The sequence below is a fragment of the Qiania dongpingensis genome (genome assembly GCF_014337195.1).
Taxonomy (GTDB): Bacteria; Bacillota; Clostridia; order Lachnospirales; family Lachnospiraceae; genus Lientehia; species Lientehia dongpingensis.
In genome coordinates this window covers 358,906-377,611 of record NZ_CP060634.1, presented here as the reverse complement: position 1 = coordinate 377,611, position 18,706 = coordinate 358,906, and the positions used below count along the sequence as shown (strand labels likewise).

General features: G+C 48.1%; 20 protein-coding genes. 13 read left to right on the top strand and 7 right to left on the bottom strand.

The features are described 5' to 3' along the window. Positions 1–3: 3 nt before the first annotated feature. The 6 genes from H9Q78_RS01745 to H9Q78_RS01720 all read right to left on the bottom strand — a co-directional run bounded on the left by H9Q78_RS01745 (position 4) and on the right by H9Q78_RS01720 (position 5,724). A complete protein-coding gene (locus H9Q78_RS01745) occupies positions 4–906 on the bottom strand; it encodes a helix-turn-helix transcriptional regulator (protein WP_249303267.1) in 903 nt (300 codons plus the stop codon). A 48-nt stretch (positions 907–954) separates the two neighbouring features. After that, positions 955–3,414 (bottom strand): nSTAND3 domain-containing NTPase, encoded by a 2,460-nt coding sequence (locus H9Q78_RS01740; protein ID WP_249303265.1) that lies wholly within the window; start codon positions 3,412–3,414, stop codon positions 955–957. A gap of 144 nt (positions 3,415–3,558) precedes the next feature. After that, on the bottom strand, positions 3,559–3,855 hold the full coding sequence (locus H9Q78_RS01735; protein WP_147596437.1) for a DUF3892 domain-containing protein: 297 nt from the start codon (positions 3,853–3,855) through the stop codon (positions 3,559–3,561). Positions 3,856–4,005: 150 nt separating this feature from the next. Then, a complete protein-coding gene (locus H9Q78_RS01730; protein ID WP_249304693.1) occupies positions 4,006–4,482 on the bottom strand; it encodes an SAM-dependent methyltransferase in 477 nt (158 codons plus the stop codon). 63 nt (positions 4,483–4,545) lie between these two features. Further along, a complete protein-coding gene (locus H9Q78_RS01725; protein ID WP_249303261.1) occupies positions 4,546–5,364 on the bottom strand; it encodes a MerR family transcriptional regulator in 819 nt (272 codons plus the stop codon). Between the two features lie 27 nt (positions 5,365–5,391). Beyond that, complete coding sequence (locus H9Q78_RS01720; protein ID WP_249303259.1) at positions 5,392–5,724, bottom strand: sporulation initiation factor Spo0A C-terminal domain-containing protein; 333 nt, start codon at positions 5,722–5,724, stop codon at positions 5,392–5,394. Positions 5,725–5,972: 248 nt separating this feature from the next. Between H9Q78_RS01720 and H9Q78_RS01715 the strand changes: the two genes are divergently transcribed. From H9Q78_RS01715 to H9Q78_RS01685, 7 genes are all read left to right on the top strand, one after another. Next, a complete protein-coding gene (locus H9Q78_RS01715) occupies positions 5,973–6,335 on the top strand; it encodes an anti-sigma factor family protein (protein ID WP_249303258.1) in 363 nt (120 codons plus the stop codon). A 28-nt stretch (positions 6,336–6,363) separates the two neighbouring features. Then, on the top strand, positions 6,364–9,006 hold the full coding sequence (gene polA, locus H9Q78_RS01710) for a DNA polymerase I (RefSeq protein WP_249303257.1): 2,643 nt from the start codon (positions 6,364–6,366) through the stop codon (positions 9,004–9,006). An 18-nt stretch (positions 9,007–9,024) separates the two neighbouring features. Continuing rightward, the gene (gene coaE / locus H9Q78_RS01705; protein ID WP_249303255.1) at positions 9,025–9,612 is read left to right on the top strand and encodes a dephospho-CoA kinase; all 588 of its coding nucleotides are present in this window, start codon (positions 9,025–9,027) and stop codon (positions 9,610–9,612) included. A gap of 70 nt (positions 9,613–9,682) precedes the next feature. After that, positions 9,683–10,480, top strand: a complete 798-nt coding sequence (locus H9Q78_RS01700; RefSeq protein ID WP_231062609.1) for an MBL fold metallo-hydrolase — start codon at positions 9,683–9,685, stop codon at positions 10,478–10,480. A 61-nt stretch (positions 10,481–10,541) separates the two neighbouring features. Beyond that, entirely contained in the window at positions 10,542–10,814 is a 273-nt protein-coding gene (locus H9Q78_RS01695; protein ID WP_249303254.1) for an ACT domain-containing protein, read from the top strand. Between the two features lie 11 nt (positions 10,815–10,825). Next, on the top strand, positions 10,826–12,190 hold the full coding sequence (locus tag H9Q78_RS01690; protein ID WP_249303253.1) for a PFL family protein: 1,365 nt from the start codon (positions 10,826–10,828) through the stop codon (positions 12,188–12,190). Positions 12,191–12,220: 30 nt separating this feature from the next. Continuing rightward, positions 12,221–13,012: an SDR family NAD(P)-dependent oxidoreductase gene (locus H9Q78_RS01685; RefSeq protein WP_249303251.1), complete on the top strand. Its 792-nt coding sequence runs from the start codon at positions 12,221–12,223 to the stop codon at positions 13,010–13,012. 110 nt (positions 13,013–13,122) lie between these two features. Here H9Q78_RS01685 and H9Q78_RS01680 read toward each other — a convergent pair whose 3' ends face one another. Continuing rightward, the gene (locus tag H9Q78_RS01680; protein ID WP_249303249.1) at positions 13,123–14,421 is read right to left on the bottom strand and encodes a nucleotidyltransferase; all 1,299 of its coding nucleotides are present in this window, start codon (positions 14,419–14,421) and stop codon (positions 13,123–13,125) included. Between the two features lie 204 nt (positions 14,422–14,625). Between H9Q78_RS01680 and pta the strand changes: the two genes are divergently transcribed. The 6 genes from pta to acpP all read left to right on the top strand — a co-directional run bounded on the left by pta (position 14,626) and on the right by acpP (position 18,679). Continuing rightward, a complete protein-coding gene (pta, locus tag H9Q78_RS01675) occupies positions 14,626–15,621 on the top strand; it encodes a phosphate acetyltransferase (RefSeq protein WP_231062553.1) in 996 nt (331 codons plus the stop codon). Positions 15,622–15,715: 94 nt separating this feature from the next. After that, on the top strand, positions 15,716–16,237 hold the full coding sequence (locus H9Q78_RS01670; protein WP_249303247.1) for a YceD family protein: 522 nt from the start codon (positions 15,716–15,718) through the stop codon (positions 16,235–16,237). 40 nt (positions 16,238–16,277) lie between these two features. Next, positions 16,278–16,457 carry a 50S ribosomal protein L32 gene (rpmF, locus tag H9Q78_RS01665; RefSeq protein WP_147596425.1) on the top strand — a complete coding sequence of 60 codons (180 nt, stop codon included), beginning with the start codon at positions 16,278–16,280 and terminating at the stop codon, positions 16,455–16,457. A 419-nt stretch (positions 16,458–16,876) separates the two neighbouring features. Further along, a complete protein-coding gene (locus tag H9Q78_RS01660) occupies positions 16,877–17,098 on the top strand; it encodes a hypothetical protein (protein ID WP_249303244.1) in 222 nt (73 codons plus the stop codon). Between the two features lie 314 nt (positions 17,099–17,412). After that, on the top strand, positions 17,413–18,432 hold the full coding sequence (plsX, locus tag H9Q78_RS01655; protein WP_249303241.1) for a phosphate acyltransferase PlsX: 1,020 nt from the start codon (positions 17,413–17,415) through the stop codon (positions 18,430–18,432). A 16-nt stretch (positions 18,433–18,448) separates the two neighbouring features. Next, positions 18,449–18,679, top strand: coding sequence for an acyl carrier protein (acpP, locus tag H9Q78_RS01650; RefSeq protein ID WP_147596422.1), 231 nt, complete (start codon positions 18,449–18,451; stop codon positions 18,677–18,679). The last annotated feature ends 27 nt before the right edge of the window (positions 18,680–18,706 follow it).

The window sequence follows — 18,706 nt, the reverse complement described above, 5'->3', positions numbered from 1 at the left end:
CATTTAATCCATTTGCAGGATCCGTTCGGCCTGATTTTTTCGGTCGGTTTTCAGTTGGCCAGGCTCCATGATACGTACCTTATCACCAAAGCTGAATATCCATTCACGCATATTTTCATAGTTTACAAAATCGCGCTCCAGAAGCAGTTCGCCGCTTTCAGTGGAAGAAAAGCATTCGATGCCGTATTCTTCTATCAGCCGGTATTTTTCACTGGGAGCGAACAGGGCTTTTAAATGTATGGAACCAGACGTGAAATAGTCATCAAGCTTCAATTCCTTTTCTGGTATGGTTCTGACTGAATATGTTTCTTCCATAACCTGCAGCTCCCAAAGCCGGTTCAGCTTAAAAAGGCGGTAGCCTTGTCTGTCCGGACAGTAGCCGAAGACATACCAGGAAGACCATTTGAAGATCAGATGATAGGGCTCGATTCTTTTTTGCTGTTCTCCTTTTGAGTAATAGTAATGGAAAGAGAGAATACGCCGTTCCCGGATCGCATATTTTATGAGTTCTATTTTTTTCGTGAGCGGTTTCTGATAATGGGATGCCAGGTCAAGGATTATAATATCTTCTGATATCATGCGGTTTTCTTTGTCCGAGAGCTTTTCAAGGAGAGTTTTCAAATATGAGGTTTTTGATACGCTGTCGATTCCCTTTAATCCAGTAAAGATTGTCTGCAGTTCCTCATCTGTAAAGAAGGATCTGTCTATTTTGTATCTGTCGTCAATGGAAATACCTCCTCCATATCCCTGGGTGGTAATGAGGGGGATTCCAGCTTTGCAGATGTCTTCAATATCTCTGTTTATGGTCCTCCTGGAGACTTCGAACCTCTCTGCCAGTTCCGGCGCCGTTATTTTGTCCTGTTGCAGCAAAATTGTAATGATGCCGATCAAACGGTCAATTTTCATATTATTCCTCTATGATCTGAACATAGTGTTTTTGTTTTGATTTGGTTTTTACTCTGTAAACAGAGAGCAGATTTGTAGATCTTGGTTTTCCTTTTCTGTATTATTCCAATATTCCATGCTGCTACGCTCCAGGCGCAGATTATCACTGGCTTCTCGTCGTTGAGCAGTATAAGTGTCGTATGTCTCCCGTGGTAAACAATCGTACATCGCATTATCGATCATAATTTCTGCTCTACCCCAGATATCTTGATCAATCAGTACAATATCCCGGTCAATACTGATTTTTCCATCAAACCATGGCTGTGCTTCTAGTACATCTTGAATGCTGCGAATCACGCACTCTACAAATTGATCAGTCAGATCGTCTTCCAGAAATGAACTCAATTCATATTCAAAATAATCAATGACATCCTCTATGGGCATATCCGCGGGAATCTCCCGCACTAAATGGTCAAATTTCGATCGGTCGTATTTTTGTATACAAAACGTATTAAAATCACCAACCTCGTCCAGCAATTGGTTTTCTGTATACTCCGCGGCTTTTTGCCGGAAGTACGAAAGATCATAGTCATATTTTTGTACCGGATTAGAAAATACAGACCAGATGAGAGACAGCACCTGGAGCAGTTCGTTAGAATCTTGAGCGCTTTGCATCAAACTATCTACAAAACCGTTGTCTGTCAAATTACGCTCCATTTGATAGTAGGAAAACAGCGGTTTTGAAAACAGCGGCAGAATATAGGACAGACAGCCGTTCAGTAAAAACGGGCGATAGTTATCGACAGCTCCCTGCCGGAGAAGGCTGATTAATTTGTCGCGGTACACGTCATCCAGCAAGGGCTGCCGTACAATGCATTGATAAGCCAGAATATTGCCCAAATATGTATCATCCTGGAAACGCAGATTGAGGAGTGAATGATCTTCAAACTTTTGTTCTACCAGTGCAAGCAGTGCCGGAGAGTTTAGAATATTTTGTATGGAATTTCCATGCATGAGCTTATATATCTGTTCGAAATAGACTGCTGAGGCGATAATAGCCTCCTGTTCCAACGGGTGCTTCCGTATGTATTGGGACAGAAAGTCATTGACAGAAGGATTCATCACTGATATTTTCCGCGTCTCATCCCAGGTCTGCCGAAGCATGGAACGATTCAGACGCCTCAGTGCGTTTTCTGCCTGGTTGACCGTTTTATCGATTTCCGGCATGGTTCTGATTCGTGCGGCGTAACATGCTTCCAATAGAGCGAAATCCACGTTCGTATTTGTCAGGGAATATAGGGTCGTCAATAGGAGCCGATCCTCTGGGCGGAGATTTTGCTCAAACTCCTGCGCCCAGATATTTGCCGGATCATTGAGCAGTTCCAGCAGACGGTCATATAAGTCTTTTGGATCGGACAGGTTTGCTGTCATGGCGGCTATCATACCGATGATACGCGGATTAAAGTTGCGGTGATGAATAATATTCCAGTATCGTCCCTCGGAAGCAATGTAACGAAAGACCTTTGGGCAGTCACCGCACTGCTTTTTCAGAGTGTTGTGGAGTATGCGGGCTTTTTCATATTCTGTCAGTTCGTCAACATTGATTTTTTTGAGGTTTGAAAAAATCCGGGTGAAGAGAGGTATGCTCCGTTCAGCTTCCTGCAGAACCGTAATACGTGAGTTTAGGAGAATCCGCTTATGTTTGCTGCGCTGGACAAAATGCAGCAGTGTCTCAAGCTCACCGGCTTTGCCTGGATCAAGTGTTACGTACATTTGTCCCAGAAAATCGTCCAGCAGGATCAGTTCCGGCGTGTCATCCTGCGAGAGGATGCCCTTTATATCACGCAAGTTTCCGTCTGTCGTATAGTGGACCTGATATCCCTGCTGTGCCAGTTCCAAAGCAATCCGGCGCGAGATCACAGTTTTTCCTGTACCCGGCGCACCCTGCAGCAGGACTGCGTGATCCTGCTCCAGCAGTTCAATGCACGCGCAATAACTCTCCGTAGGCACAAATTCACTGAATGATTGGATATTCAAGAGCATTTCCCGTGTGTCAAAATCAATATTTTTATATAGCGCTCTGCTGAGGATATCCATGGAAAAGTTCCAAAGTTTCGGGTGTTTCTCAAGGATATCTCTATATTCCTTTTTTTGAAGCAGTTCATCCATTTTACCAAGAGTAAAAATATGTTCAAAATCAAACCTTGTGACTGGATTAAATAAGTTTACGATTTTTTCCAGACGCTTCCGAGTGAGATTTTTTGGCAAGAACAAATAATAGGCTTCTGGCTGCAGCTTGCTCACACGTTCTTTTTCCTCTTCCAATTTACGCATCAATTTATCTATGGGGGTGAGAATAAAATTCTTAGCCTGACCTATGATTCTGGAGTTTTGAGGATTATCCGTAAAATCAATACCTTCATCATAGGGACCATCCGTCAAATAAAGAGTTTTTTTGACTATTTTCTGTAAAATATCTCTGGATAACTCTGCAAACTCTTTCGGTTCCAATGTAAAGAAATTCAGCATGCTCTGGCACCTCCGCCCAATCTGTAGTTTGAACTATCACTGCTTAATTATATCAGTTTTCGTTAATATGGGCAATGTATCAAGAAGAGCTGCCGCCTTTACGATTTATAATCGTTATGGCGACAGCTCGTTTGACGGTGAACCTTAATTGGTCACAGTGGGGAGATTTCCCAAATTATTGCTTTCTGTATCGTCAGGAAGTGACTTCAGATACTCATTGCCGTTTCGTGAAGAAATTCCGACTCCCTGGATTTCTCCCTGCTTCGCAAGCTCTACTCCTTCCGCTTTGTTCACGATCCGTCCGTCGGACAGCTGATATCCTGAAATCTTACCGCTGTGCTTTACCAGCCCCGTGATCTTTTTGGCATCGGCGTTGGGCGTGGGAATCTCGCTGAGGGCGTTCATGGGAAGGCTTTCTGCTTCCTGGTATTTTACAGTCATATGCGTTTTCCTCCTGTTGAATTTTTATTCGGAACGATGTTTTAGACAAACTGTTTATTCCATTTTCTTCGTTAGTATTAATCGAAAGGGCGATAACTATTCGTGAGGAGAAAACAGGACATCCGCAGCCGTTAAAAGCTGCGGATGTATTTAAAAATTGAACTCATTTTCCCAGTCAAATTCACCTGACTGTTCGATGCTCTGCGGCCAGTGGCGGCACCATTGCGGCAGTTCGGGCGTGTCCACGCGGTCAAGGCTCGGAGTATATGGCTTGATGTCCAGAAGGGGCGTGTTGTCAAAAGCATCGATATAATCCAGTAAGATAATGCCCTTTTCATAGTCAATATGAAGAATTCCTGCGGTGGACAACGCGATTGGATTCGGGCGCACAGGCGCTCTTGTGGCGAAGATTCCCATAATCTCGGGGGATCTTTTATACGGTTTAGTTACCTTGAGAGTCTGCCTGGCTTCTTTTGTATCAAAGTCACTAAACCACCACAGGGCGTTTAAATGGGAGAATCCGTCCAAAGCTGTTAAAGCGGGGATGAACTGCTTGTCCAGTTCCAGGGACATGACTTCATCACGGACACGGATCCGGCCGATTGGGTTTATCAATAATTGTTTCATCATAAATTCCTCCATTTCTTGTCTGCTTCTAAATGGAGTGTAAACCATGACACGGTGGGAGAGTCAAGTGGTTTCTTCCAGAGGTATCTGGATTTCTGTCAGATAGTTCCGGGAGTTGTTTTCATTCCAGGGGCCCCGGTGTACAATCTGCCTGCTCTGTCCGGTCATGCGGTAGAGGCTGTGCTTCTGAAGCCAATCCGCCATTGAAAGATAGGCGCCGGCGATGTTTTCGAAAGGGCCGTATACCATGGAACAGGCCATGACAGGCACCGGTTCTGTTTCACGGTAAACGAACCCTTCACGATTGTCTCCTGTTTTTTCCGTCAGAGCGCATAATTCTACATCGACGTCCTTTTCCCGATAATCCGGATCGTGATAGATGGAAAAGGTATCCTGGGAAACCGATATCCTATGCTTTGTCACGAAACGGGACATTTCCTGCCACAGCTTGCTTTCAGCATAATAATCTGGTATGATTTTTCTCAGTGAGAGGACATGATAGCTGGGGACTGACTTTAGAGAGACCTGATAATGCATCTCATTTTTATCCGACAGGATATTTTTTTGAGCCAATTCGATTTTTTTTAGTTTCGCCTGTTCTGATAAAATGTTTTCTTTTATTTCTGCCTGTTTTCTTTCAAACTGCCTGAGAATGAAATCAGAAGAGCTGTGTTTCAGGGCCTCAGAGATTTCCGTCACATTAAAACCGCTGTCCCTCAGGAACAGGATTTTATTGAGGAGCGGGATCTGATCGGCAGAATACATGCGGTATCCCGTGTACGGATTCGTCTGTTCGGGTTTTAAAAGTCCTGTTTCATCATAGTAGCGCAGCATCCGGATGGATACTTGCGTCAGCTTGGAGAATTCACCGATTTTGAACACTGCGTTATAGTCCTTTCTATTCCGTTATTAGGTTTGATTTTTCAGATATTCCGCAAATATTTCGATGATTTCCCTGGGATATGGGCTCTTGGTGTGGCTGAATTTTCCTCCGGAAAGCTCCGTGAGAAAGTCTTCCCCTCCGTTTCTCATGATCACGTCCCGAATGGTCCTGATATCCCGTTCAATATTCTGCACGTCCTCTTTATATCGAATAGCAATCGGGAAGTACACATCTTTGCGGATGTTGCATAGTCTAGATTCATCTTCTATCACCATCTCTACCGCCAGTACAAAGTAGGGATAGCCTTGGTAGCTTTTGGATACCCCGACTGTCTGTAATAATTCGTACATCTTTTTCATATCATATCTCCTCCTAATTCTTTATATAAGAGAAATATAAGAAAGAAAGGAAATTATTACCATGAATTCGACAGATTTAGCCAAATTATGACAGATAATAGGACAGCTTTTTGGTTTTCATCTTTTTACAAGATTATTTGAATTGTAGCAAGAAAAGGAAGGGCTCCTTTTTCTTATGGATATCCTCTATAAAAATATAAGAAGACATGATATAATGGCGAAAGAATCACATAGAAAGAAGGCATTATATGACCAGATGCATGGAAGTCCAGGCCCAGATCACGGACTATATTGACGGAAAGCTTCCCGCGGAGGAGCTGGAGGCCTTTGTTTCTCATATAAACGAATGTGAGGAATGCAGGGAAGAACTGAATATCTATTATACGATATATGTGGGGCTTTCACAACTGGAACATGACGATCAGGAAATCAATGAGCTGTATGATCTGGACGGGGCCTTAGAAGAGGAACTGTACCAGTCGGAGCTTCTGATAAAAAAACGTCATTTTTTCCAGGGGTTCCGTTACGTGGTGTATACGGTGGCTTTCTGGTGTATCATGCTGGCTGTTTTTCTGCAGCTGCGATTGTTCGCCGATATGGGAATATTATAAAAGATCAAGGAAGAAAAAGGAACCGGATATGAGAGAAAAAATCGTATTGATTGACGGACACAGCATTTTGAACCGGGCTTATTATGGCGTCAATATGGGGATGACCAATTTTGAGGGGCTCCATACCAACGCCGTATACGGTTTTTTAAACATTTTACTGAAGATAATCGACGAAGAACAGCCGCAGTATATAACTGTGGCTTTTGATGTAAAGGCTCCGACCTTCCGCCATGAAATGTATGAAGCGTATAAAGGGACACGGAAGGGAATGCCGGAAGAGCTGCACGAGCAGGTGCCGCTGACGAAGGATGTGCTTAAGGCGATGGGGATCCAGGTGGCGGAGCTTCCCGGCTACGAGGCAGATGATATCCTGGGGACGCTGTCAGCCCGATGTGAGAAAGAAGGGCTGGATGTTGTTGTGGTTTCCGGAGACAGGGACATGCTGCAGCTGGCGAGCGGCAGGATAAAGATCCGGATACCGAAAACGAAGGGCGGGACGACCGCCGTTGAGGATTATTTGGAAAAGGACGTAATGGAGAAGCTGGGAGTGACCCCGTCGGAGTTTGTGGACGTAAAGGCGCTTATGGGAGATTCCTCCGATAATATTCCAGGTGTCCCTGGCATCGGGGAAAAGACAGCGTTTGCCTTGATTCAGAAATATCACAGCCTGGAGGCCGTCTATGCGGATGTGGATAATGTAAAGCCGGCCAGGGCGCAGAAAGCGCTGGCGGCAGGCAGGGAAATGGCGGAGCTGTCCCAGACACTGGCAAGGATCGACAGAGAATGTCCTGTGGAATTTTCTCTGGAACAGGCCAGGATAGGCAAGCTGTTCACTCCGGAGGCTTATGAGATCATGAAGCGCCTGGAGCTGAGAAGCCTGCTGAAACGGTTTGAAGCGGGATGCCAGACTCAGAATTCGGTGGAGAGGACTTTTTTATACCTTGATGATCTGGAAGGTGCGGAGCTGGCGTTTGAAAAGGCTATGGAAGCAGAGCGGATCGGAATACAGCTGGTGGCAGAAGACGGAGAGCTTCTCGGTCTGTCCCTGGCTTTTGGGGAAGAAGATGTCTATTTTCTGGAGGCGTCTGGTTTTCTGACCGGAGAGTATTTGACCGGAAAAGCCAGGCAGCTGTGCCTTCGTGGAAAAGATACATGGATGCTGGATTTAAAGGAGGCGCTTCCCTATCTGGATATAGAGGAAACAGAAGGAGTGTATGACGCCGGCGTAGCGGGGTATCTGCTCAATCCCCTGAAAAGCGCTTATGTGTATGATGATCTGGCCAGAGAATATCTGGAGCTGACAGTCCCTTCCAGGACGGATCTGCTTGGAAAGGTTTCTTTCCGGTCGGCCCTTCAGGATAAAAAAGAGAGCTGCATCACGTGTTTCTGCTATTCGGCATACACGGCCATGGCGTCGGGAGAGATTCTGCTCAGGAAGCTTCGGGAGACCGGCATGGAGCCGCTGTTTCGAGAGATTGAGATGCCTTTGATCTACAGCCTTTACCATATGGAGAAAGAAGGCATCCAGGTGGAAAAAGAGGCCCTCCGGGTTTACGGAGAAACGCTGCAGGTTCAGATTGAACGCCTGGAAATAGAGATATATGAGCTTTCCGGAGAAACCTTCAATATCAATTCTCCCAAGCAGCTGGGAGTGATCCTGTTCGAAAAGCTGAAGCTGCCCTATGGAAAAAAGACAAAGACGGGATATTCCACGTCTGCTGATATTTTGGAAAAGCTGGCGCCTGAACAGCCTCTTGTGGCAAAGATTCTGGAGTACAGGCAGCTTACGAAACTAAAATCCACCTATGCCGACGGCCTGGCCGTATATATCGGGGAGGACGGAAGGATTCACGGGAAGTTTAATCAGACCATCACGGCTACCGGCCGTATCAGCAGCACGGAGCCAAACCTTCAGAACATTCCGGTCCGGATGGCTTTGGGACGGGAAATCCGCAAGGTATTCGTACCGAAGGAAGGCTATGTATTTGTGGATGCGGATTATTCCCAGATTGAGCTGCGGATCCTGGCCCATATGTCGGGGGACAGCCGGCTCATTGAGGCATATCATCAGGCGGAGGATATCCATAGGATGACGGCGTCACAGGTGTTCCATGTGCCTTTTGACGAGGTGACGCCTCTGCAGAGAGGGAATGCCAAAGCAGTTAATTTTGGGATCGTATACGGCATCAGTGCCTTTGGACTCAGCGAGGGCTTAAGCATAACAAGGCAGGAAGCGCTTGATTATATCAAGCAGTATTTTGAAACATATCCCGGAGTCAAGATCTTTTTGGACGGCCTGGTGGATTCGGGCAAAGAGAAGGGATATGTGACGACCTTATTCGGCCGAAGACGTCCCGTGCCGGAACTGTCTTCCTCCAACTTCATGCAGAGAAATTTCGGGGAGAGGGTCGCCATGAACAGTCCTATCCAGGGGACAGCGGCCGATATTATGAAGATCGCGATGATCGGCGTGGACCGGAGGCTTCGCAGGGAGAAGCTTAGATCCAGGCTGATCCTGCAGATCCATGACGAGCTTCTGGTGGAAGCGGCGGAGGATGAAGTCGAGCAGGTTAAACGCATACTGAAGGAGGAGATGGACGGTGCGGCCGAGCTGTCGGTGCCTCTTGAAGTGGATCTGAATACGGGTTACAGCTGGTTTGAAACGAAATAGAGTTTTCGGAGAGAAAATATGAAGATAATTGGAGTGACCGGCGGCGTAGGTGCAGGAAAGAGCACGGTGCTGGAAATCTTAAAAGAGGACTACGGTGCAGGAATCCTGATGGCAGATGAAATCGGGAGGGAACTCATGGAACCGGAAGGCGCCTGTTTCGCACAAGTGAGAGATGCCTTTGGCGAAGGCGTCATGAAACGGGACGGGACTCTGGACCGGGGAAAGATCGCGTCGGCGGTGTTCCGGGACCAGGCAGCGTTAAAGCGGCTGAATGGTATTATCCATCCGGCAGTCCGGAAAGAGACGGAAAGGCGGCTTCAGGATCTTGAGATTTCCGGAAAGGAGATTGCCGTAATCGAGACGGCCATTCTGTTTGAAGCCGGGTATGAGGATATCTGCGATGTGGTCTGGTATGTCTATGCCGATGAGGAGACGAGGATACAAAGACTTATGAAAAGCAGAGGCTATGGAAGGGATAAATGCCGGGAGATCATGGCAAATCAGATGCCGGACAGTGAATTCCGGCGGCGGTCCGGCGTGGTCATCGACAACAGCGGGAGCAGAGAGGATATAAAAGAGCAGATTGCAACTTCCTTGTCCTTATGATAAAATAGCACACGACGTATGTAGATAAAAGGAACGAAAATTGTAGAGATAAAGTGAGGAATGTGACATGATACGCCTTGTCAGTATAGCCAGCGGCAGCAGCGGAAACTGCATCTATGTAGGTACGGAGCACACCCATCTCCTGATCGATGCAGGGATATCTGCCAAACGGATTGAATGCGGGCTGTGTGAGCTGGGGATCAAAGGCTCAGAGCTTTCCGGTATCTTGATCACCCACGAGCACTCCGACCATATAGGGGGGCTGGGAGTCTTTTCAAGAAAAAATGAGGTGCCCATATATACCACCCGGGAAACCTATGAAGGTATACGGTCGGCGAAGACAGTGGGAGAGCTGCCGGAGGGACTTCACAGGGAAATTTTCCCAGATGTGGATTTTTCCATAGGAGATATGAGGATATCGCCATTTTCCATTGACCATGACGCTGCGAATCCCTGTGCGTTCCGGGTGGGGTCCGGCGGAAGCTCAGCTGCTGTAGTGACAGACCTCGGCAACTACAGCCAATATACGATTAATCATCTGCAGGGCCTGGACGCCGTTCTTTTGGAAGCGAACCATGATGTACATATGCTGGAAGCGGGACCGTATCCTTATTATCTGAAAAAGCGGATCATGGGGAACAGAGGGCATCTTTCCAACGATTCGGCGGGGCGGCTGCTGGGTGAGGTCCTTCACGACAAGTTTAAGAAGGCGTTGCTGGGACATCTTTCCAAAGAGAATAATTATGCAGATTTGGCTTATGAGACAGTCCGCCTGGAAGTGACAATGGGGGAGAACGCTTACCGTGGCACTGACTTTGATATCGCAGTTGCGGACAGGAGCAGGATGTCGGAAATCGTGTACCTTTGATGGGTTATGATCTGGTCTAGAACAATTAAGATATTTTACATATAGGACGAGGAGAATGAAGATGAAAAAAACTATTATCACAGTCGTAGGAAAAGATACGGTAGGCATCATTGCAAAGGTATGCACATATCTGGCCAATAACCGCATCAACATTGAGGATATTTCCCAGACCATCCTGCAGGGATATTTCAATATGATGATGATCGTGGATGCCAGCCAGTCTGCCAAGCCTTTTGGCGATGTGGTCGAGGAGCTGGACCAGATCGGTGAAGAAATCGGCGTGAAGATTCGCTGTCAGCATGAGGATATCTTCAACAAAATGCACAGAATTTAAGAGGGACGGCCATGATAAACAGATTTGAAGTAGATGAGACGAATAAAATGATCGAACAGGAGAAGCTGGATGTCCGGACGATCACCATGGGCATCAGTTTATTGGACTGTATCGATTCTCAGCTTGATAAGGTAAATGAAAAGGTTTATAAAAAGATCACTTCTTATGCGAAGGACCTGGTCGAAGTAGGGCATGAAATTGAAGTGAAATACGGTATTCCAATTGTAAATAAAAGGATTTCCGTCACTCCCATCGCGCTGGTGGGAAGTGCGGCCTGTAAAACAGCGGAAGATTTTGTGACGTTGGCGAAGACCCTTGATCAGGCGGCAAAGGAAGTAAAAGTGAATTTCATCGGAGGATATTCTGCCCTGGTCAGCAAAGGGATGACTCAGGCCGAAGAGCTTCTGATTCGTTCGATTCCCCAGGCCCTCGCCTGTACGGACAGAGTTTGCAGTTCCGTGAATGTGGGGTCCACCAAGACAGGTATCAATATGGACGCGGTAAAGCTGATGGGAGAGGTGATTAGAGAGACGGCGCTTGCCACCAGGGAGCGGGATTCCCTGGGATGCGCGAAGCTGGTAGTGTTCTGTAATGCTCCCGATGACAATCCATTCATGGCCGGAGCCTTTCACGGCGTGACGGAGGCCGATGCCATCATCAATGTCGGAGTCAGCGGGCCGGGAGTGGTGAAGACTGCCCTGGAAGAAGTGCGCGGACAGAATTTTGAGGTGCTTTGTGAAACCATAAAGAAAACGGCTTTTAAGGTGACGCGGGTGGGTCAGCTGGTGGCACAGGAAGCTTCCCAGAAACTGGGAGTGCCTTTTGGGATCGTGGATCTTTCGCTGGCGCCGACGCCGGCTGTGGGAGACAGTGTAGCGGAGATCCTGGAAGAAATCGGTCTGGAAAGCGTAGGTGCTCCAGGGACGACAGCCGCTCTTGCCCTTTTGAACGATCAGGTGAAAAAGGGAGGCGTGATGGCGTCCTCCTATGTGGGAGGTCTGAGCGGCGCATTTATTCCCGTGAGTGAGGACCAGGGGATGATCGATGCTGTGAACAGAGGAGCCTTGAGCATCGAGAAGCTGGAGGCTATGACATGCGTGTGTTCTGTCGGGCTGGATATGATAGCGATTCCGGGGGACACCACTCCGGACACCTTGTCCGGTATCATTGCCGACGAAGCTGCCATTGGGATGATAAACCAGAAGACCACGGCGGTCCGTCTGATCCCCGCCATTGGGAAAAAGGCCGGCGACACGGTTGAATTCGGAGGGCTTTTGGGATACGCGCCGGTGATGCCGGTGAATCCTTATTCCTGTGCAAAATTTGTCAATAGGGGAGGCAGGATCCCTGCTCCCATTCACAGCTTTAAAAACTGATCATGGCCGGATAAAGGCAGGAGGAATATCATGGACTTGGGTTTAAAGGGCCAAGTGGCAGTCATATGCGGAGGAACGACCGGAATAGGCGCCGCCGCCGCATTGCGATTTGCAGAGGAGGGCTGTAAGGTTGCGGTCTGCAGTCATTCATCATCGAAAGTTGAGGCATTTGAACAGCAGGCGAAAGACTCCGGATACGAAGATATCCTTGCGGAACAAGTGGACGTGACAGAGCTTTCCCAGATACAGGCGTTTGCGGACGAGGTTGTAAAGCGGTTTGGAGGCATCGATATCTGGGTGAACTGCGCGGGAGGAAATAAACACGGTCCTCTCCATTCACTGCCGGAGGAGACCTTCCGCTATATCATGGATTTGAATCTGACCAGCACTTTCTTTGGCATTCAGACGGCGGCAAAGCATATGATGACGAAAAAGAGCGGAGTGATCATCAATCTGTCTTCTCTCTCCTCCAGAATACCAGTGGATTACCGGGTGACCTATGGAGCCGCAAAAGCGGGTGTCAATATGCTGACGGTTGGCGCGGCGTCGGAGCTGGCGCCCTATGGGATCCGTGTCAACGCGGTATCTCCGGGAGTGATCGATACGGTGCTTTCCGCCAAGGCAATCTATGAGCAAAAAGACTATACGATGTCCATGATACCTCTTCACCGGGCAGGACGCCCGGAGGAGATCGGAGATGTGATAGTCTGTATGGCGAGCAGCCGCTTTGGCTATATGACGGGCACTGTAGTGAATGTGGACGGCGGAAAAAACAGTGTAGAGGATACGGAGCTTCCGTGGGCAAAGCCCTGGGAGGGATGAAATCGTATCATTTTCATAAAGAAAAACGCATTTCCTGGACAAAGCCGGGAAGTGCGTTTTTTAAATATATTGAGAAAAGATGTTCCATGGAACAAAAGACCATGCTGTAATCACGGTTCAACGATCACACCCTGAGTATATTCGTTTTTCATCCGGTAACCAAATTTATGGTATACTACGGACTGATACAGATTGGAGGCGAAAACCTCCTGGTTCAGCATATCGAAGCCCATGGGCGACAGCCGGTTTTCCGCGTCGGCCATTTTGGTTAGGAGCGGGATAGAGCCGTTCTTTTTAATGCCCTTTAGTAAAGGGCCGGAGGACTTTTTGAAGCCAAGTACCCTGGCGTAGGGAACAAAGTCGTTGTTTTTATATCGGGCGATATCCTCCACCCGGATATCCAGAAGGATATGCAGCAAAGCACGGCTGATCCTAGTCCTGGTGTATTGCCTGCATTTTACCGAATCAATAAAATCCGAGAAGGTGGAAACATCGGTCAGACAGTTCTTGATCCGGTTTTCCAGTTCAGGGGAAAGATCGGAATAGTCCGTTAAATCCGCGTTCCGCGCAGAAAGAAGCTTATACAAGAGCACAGAAGAAAAATCATCCACAAAAATCGGCAGACGCTTGTTAAAGTTTTCTGCGATCAGGGAATACGCTTCTTCCGGCATATAAGAACGGACCGTTTTCAAGGTTTGCGACATGGGACCGGAAGCCAGACCGGCGCTTCTCGAATGAAAGACATGACGGATGGCAGAAGAAGAACAAAACGGAGCAGAAAGAGCTTTGGAAAGATAATCCGAAGTCCGCAGGATGGTGGCAGGCTTAATGGAAGAATGCCTTCTGTACAGGGCCTTTAAGTATTCAATGCCCAGAATATTATTGGGCGCGGAAAGAAGTGCGTTTACCTGATCCGTAAGACGGTCCTCAGGACCGGCCGGCAGTGCGCTCAGGGAAAGGTAGGAGAGAAGCGCCTGATTTCTGGCGGCCGGATAGCTCAGCCCTTTTTTCAGCAGATCTTTGATGAGCTGGGAAAATTCCTTCGGTTCATCGGACAGGATGGACGCGACGGAAGAGAGCAGGGCCAGATCACCGCTTTCGCTTCCAAAACAGAGTGAATCAACAATTCCAAGCTTATCCAGGATGGAGACCGCGCCGGCGGCAAAATATTCGGCGCTTCCGATTGCGAAAGGCACCGGCAGTTCAAGGACTAAATCTGCTCCAGACCGCAGCGCGATATGAGTCCTTAAATATTTGTCCATACAGGCTGGTTCACCGCGCTGAACATAATTTCCGCTCATGACTGCAACACAGTAATCGGCGCCGGTGACCTTTTTTGCCCGCTGGATATGATAGCTGTGTCCGTTGTGGAACGGATTGTATTCTGTGATCAGACCGACAACCCTCATAAGCCCACACTCCTTTCTTCTGTATTTAATTTTATTTTAAAACAGAAGGGGGAAAAAGACAAGATACAATTGTCTGTAAATGTACGGATAAAGAGTGGAATGTGTGAAATAAAGTACAGAAATTCCCTTGTGAAGTGAATCCAGATGCGTTATAATATGATATTAGATTAGAATTTAACGAACCACGAAAGGAGCCTTATCATCATGGCGTTTATTGACACGGTTAAAGCGAAAGCAAAGAGTAACAAAAAGACGATCATTCTGCCCGAATCCATGGACAGAAGAACCTTTGAGGCGGCAGCTCAGATTCTGGAGGAGGATTTTGCGGACCTCATCATCATCGGTACTCCCGAGGAGATAGCGGAAAACAGCAAAGGACTGGATATCTCCAAGGCGACCATCATCGATCCTCATACATACGAGAAGACTCAGGAGTATATAGACCTGTTTGTCGAACTCCGGAAAGCAAAAGGCATGACTCCGGAGAAGGCAAAGGAGACCATTTTCAATGATTATGCTTATTACGGGTGCCTGATGATCAAATCCGGACATGCAGATGGCATGGTATCCGGCGCCTGCCATTCCACGGCAAACACCCTTCGCCCCTGTCTGCAGATCGTAAAGACGAAGCCCGGTACAAAGCTGGTATCTGCGTTTTTCCTTATGGTAGTCCCGGACTGCGAGCTCGGTGAGGAAGGTACGTTTGTGTTCTCTGACTGCGGCCTGAACCAGAATCCGAATCCGGAAGAGTTGGCTGCCATCGCAGGCTCTTCAGCAGAGTCCTTCCGCCTTCTGGTAGGCAAAGAGCCGAAGGTCGCGATGCTTTCTCATTCTACCATGGGCAGTGCAAAGCATGCGGATGTGGATAAGGTAGTAGAGGCGACAAAGATCGCGAAGGAAACTTATCCGGATCTCAAGCTGGACGGCGAGATGCAGCTGGATGCGGCGATCGTTCCCAGCGTAGGCGCTTCCAAGGCTCCCGGCAGTGAAGTGGCGGGACAGGCCAATGTACTGATCTTCCCCGACCTGGATGCGGGAAACATCGGCTATAAGCTTGTACAGAGACTCGGAAAGGCAGAAGCTTACGGTCCCATGACCCAGGGCATTGCGGCTCCGGTAAACGATCTTTCCAGAGGCTGCAGCGCTTCTGATATCGTAGGCGTGGTCGCCATTACAGCGGTACAGGCCCAGGCACAGTAAAAAGAACCTTTGATCGCTGGCAATCTGCGCGATAATTGTTGACAAATTGAATGCACCTATGTATAATAGTACAGGTGTGTATTAGGAGAATACTATGCACATTCATTTATCAGACTCCCTGACCCATGAACAGGAGACAAAAGATTACACGGCAGAGCTGGAATTTGACGTGTTTGAGAACGGGTTAGCCGATTATCCGGTCATAGATAAGAAGCCTGTGAAGCTGCGGGTGACCAATACCGGAGATAAAAAGCTGCTCATTGAGGCAGATGTGTCATTTGCCCTCGTGATGCCTTGTGACCGTTGTCTGGAAGCTGTGACCGTTCCTTTTTCTTTCCCGATTAGCCGCATGGCCGATTTTCGTGAGGGAAAAGAGGAATCAGAGGAGCCGGAGGAGCAACCGTATATCGAAGGATATACCCTGGATGTGGATGCGTTGGTACGCGATGAGCTGTTCGTGCATATGCCTATGAAAGTTCTGTGCAGGGAAGACTGCAAAGGAATCTGTAATAGATGTGGTGCAAATCTCAATCATGGGGTTTGCGGCTGCGAGGTCACGGAACAGGACCCCAGGATGGCGGTTATCCGTGATATTTTCAGAGACGCGAATCAGTAATGCATGAAATGAAATTTATCGGTTAAGGAGGTGTGTGACCATGTCTATCTGTCCCAAGAATAAGCATTCAAAGGCGAGAAGAGACAGCCACAGGGCAAACTGGAAGATGAGCGCAGTGAATTTAGTGAAGTGCAGCAAGTGCGGTGCTTTGACGATGCCTCACAGAGTTTGCAAGGCTTGCGGCTGCTATAATAAGAAAGAAATCATCAATGTAGATTGATGGATTGGCTTGAGACGGGCTTTCCTGACAGGGAGCCCGTCTTTTTCATTATACCTTTGAATACTTTTAAAACAAATTTGTCTTATGTATAAGATGAGACAGGAGGAAATCCAATCCCATCCAGGCGGCTCGCTGGCAGCCGTAACCAAAATTTTTACGGCCTCCAGTCGGTCCTTTCCAACTGACATGGATAAATCGATATTTTTCCATGTCAGATTCCAATAAAAACCTGCATGAAATTCGGTTTTTACCTCCCTGCGGCCGGGAAAATTCTGCTGACGGCTTTGCGGCGCTCGCCTTACGATGGAATCGGATTGTTCCTCCCGCTCCTCTTGCCGCACCGGGATAAGGCTTCCGCGTGTTTTGAAAACCATTGGGGCGGCCCACCGCAGCCCGCTGCCATAAGGCGCGCGGGCCATGTGGATATCCAATCCTTTTGTGGAATCAAGGGAACGGAAATCATCCGAAATGGTGCGGCAGGCAGGGCACCGGCAGAAAGATTCCGGGCCGGCCTAAAGGTGAGCGCCGCAGGGCAGAGGCCGGTGTTCCCCAGGCGGAGGGAGGCAGAAACGAAAAATACCGATTCCGTTTCTGAGCGAACCGGAGGCGGGAAATCATCAAGATTTCCCGCCGACATGTGAGCGGTACTGCCGGAGCGGGGATAAAGCGGCCCCTGCATCGCCAGCGAACCGAAATCGTGACGGCCAGGAACTACTGCCGGTGTCTAACTGGGGCTTGGCCGGAGCTTACTAAGAATGATTCCAAAAAGTGTTTTGTATCATACCCTAACATAGAAAATTGGAAAAATCATTGATTTATAGATTGATATTGTGTATATTATTTCTTAGAATCCTTCGGACATGGCAGGGCACTTTTGAAAGTTGCAGCCGCTTTTCTCTGCATAGGGGAAAGGTACCGGAAGATATCAGGTTCTTCGTTATATGGAGGAAAGAAGATGCAGGAAACAGTAAGAGTTGCGCTGGATGCCATGGGCGGCGACAATGCTCCCGGCGAGTTGGTAAAAGGCGCGGTGGATGCGGTGAATGCGAAAGAAAATATCCAGGTCATCCTGGTGGGAAAAGAAGACGCGATAAAAGCGGAGCTTTCCAAGCACACCTATCCAAAGGACAGAATTGAGATTCGCAGCGCATCGGAGGTGATCACCACAGAAGAAGCGCCTGTCACGGCCATCCGAAGAAAAAAGGACTCTTCTATCGTAGTGGCTCAGACTATGGTGAAGAAGGGGGAGGCGGATGCCTTTGTTTCCGCCGGAAGTACCGGGGCTATTTTAGTGGGAGGACAGTTGGTGGTAGGCAGAATCCGGGGAGTGGAAAGGCCGCCTTTGGCGACATTGATTCCTACGACAAAGGGTGTGTCCCTTCTGGTGGACAGCGGAGCGAACGTGGATGCCCGCGCCAGCCATATGGTACAGTTTGCGAAAATGGGTTCTATTTATATGGAGCATGTCATAGGCATTAAAAAACCAAGGGTCGCCATAGTCAATGTGGGAGTGGAGGAGGAAAAAGGAAGTGCTTTGGTAAAGGAGACCTTTCCGCTTCTCAAGGAATGCAGTGATATCCATTTCACAGGAAGCATAGAGGCGAGGGAGATACCCCACGGCGGCGCGGATGTGATCGTGGCAGAGGGTTTCTCCGGCAATGTGATTCTTAAGCTGTATGAGGGTCTTGGATCTGCCCTCATCGGAGAAATAAAGAAGGGCATGATGTCTACCTTCCGTTCTAAAATGGGAGCTCTTTTGGTCAAGCCGGCTCTGAAGGAGACGCTCAAGACCTTCGATGCCACAGAGTACGGCGGAGCGCCGATGCTGGGGCTTAACGGATTGGTAGTGAAAACTCATGGGAACGCCAGCGCGAAAGAAGTGAAGAACACAATTTTCCAGTGTGTGACGTTCAAAGAGCAGAAAATCAATGAGAAAATAAAAGCGTGTTTTATAAAAAAAGAGGAGAATGAATAGGAAAGGGTGAATTTTTATGGAATTTGAAAAACTACAGGGGATTATTGCAGAGGTATTGAATGTAGAGACGGATGAGATAACGATGGATACCACATTTGTGGATGATCTGGGGGCGGATTCGCTGGATATATTCCAGATCATCATGGGAATCGAGGAAGAGTTTGACATCGAGATTCCCAACGAGGCGGCGGAGCAGATCGTCACGGTGGGAGACGCGGTAGAGCAGATCAAGAACGCCTGCAATTAAATAACGGATTCGGAAAAAGCCCTGGCC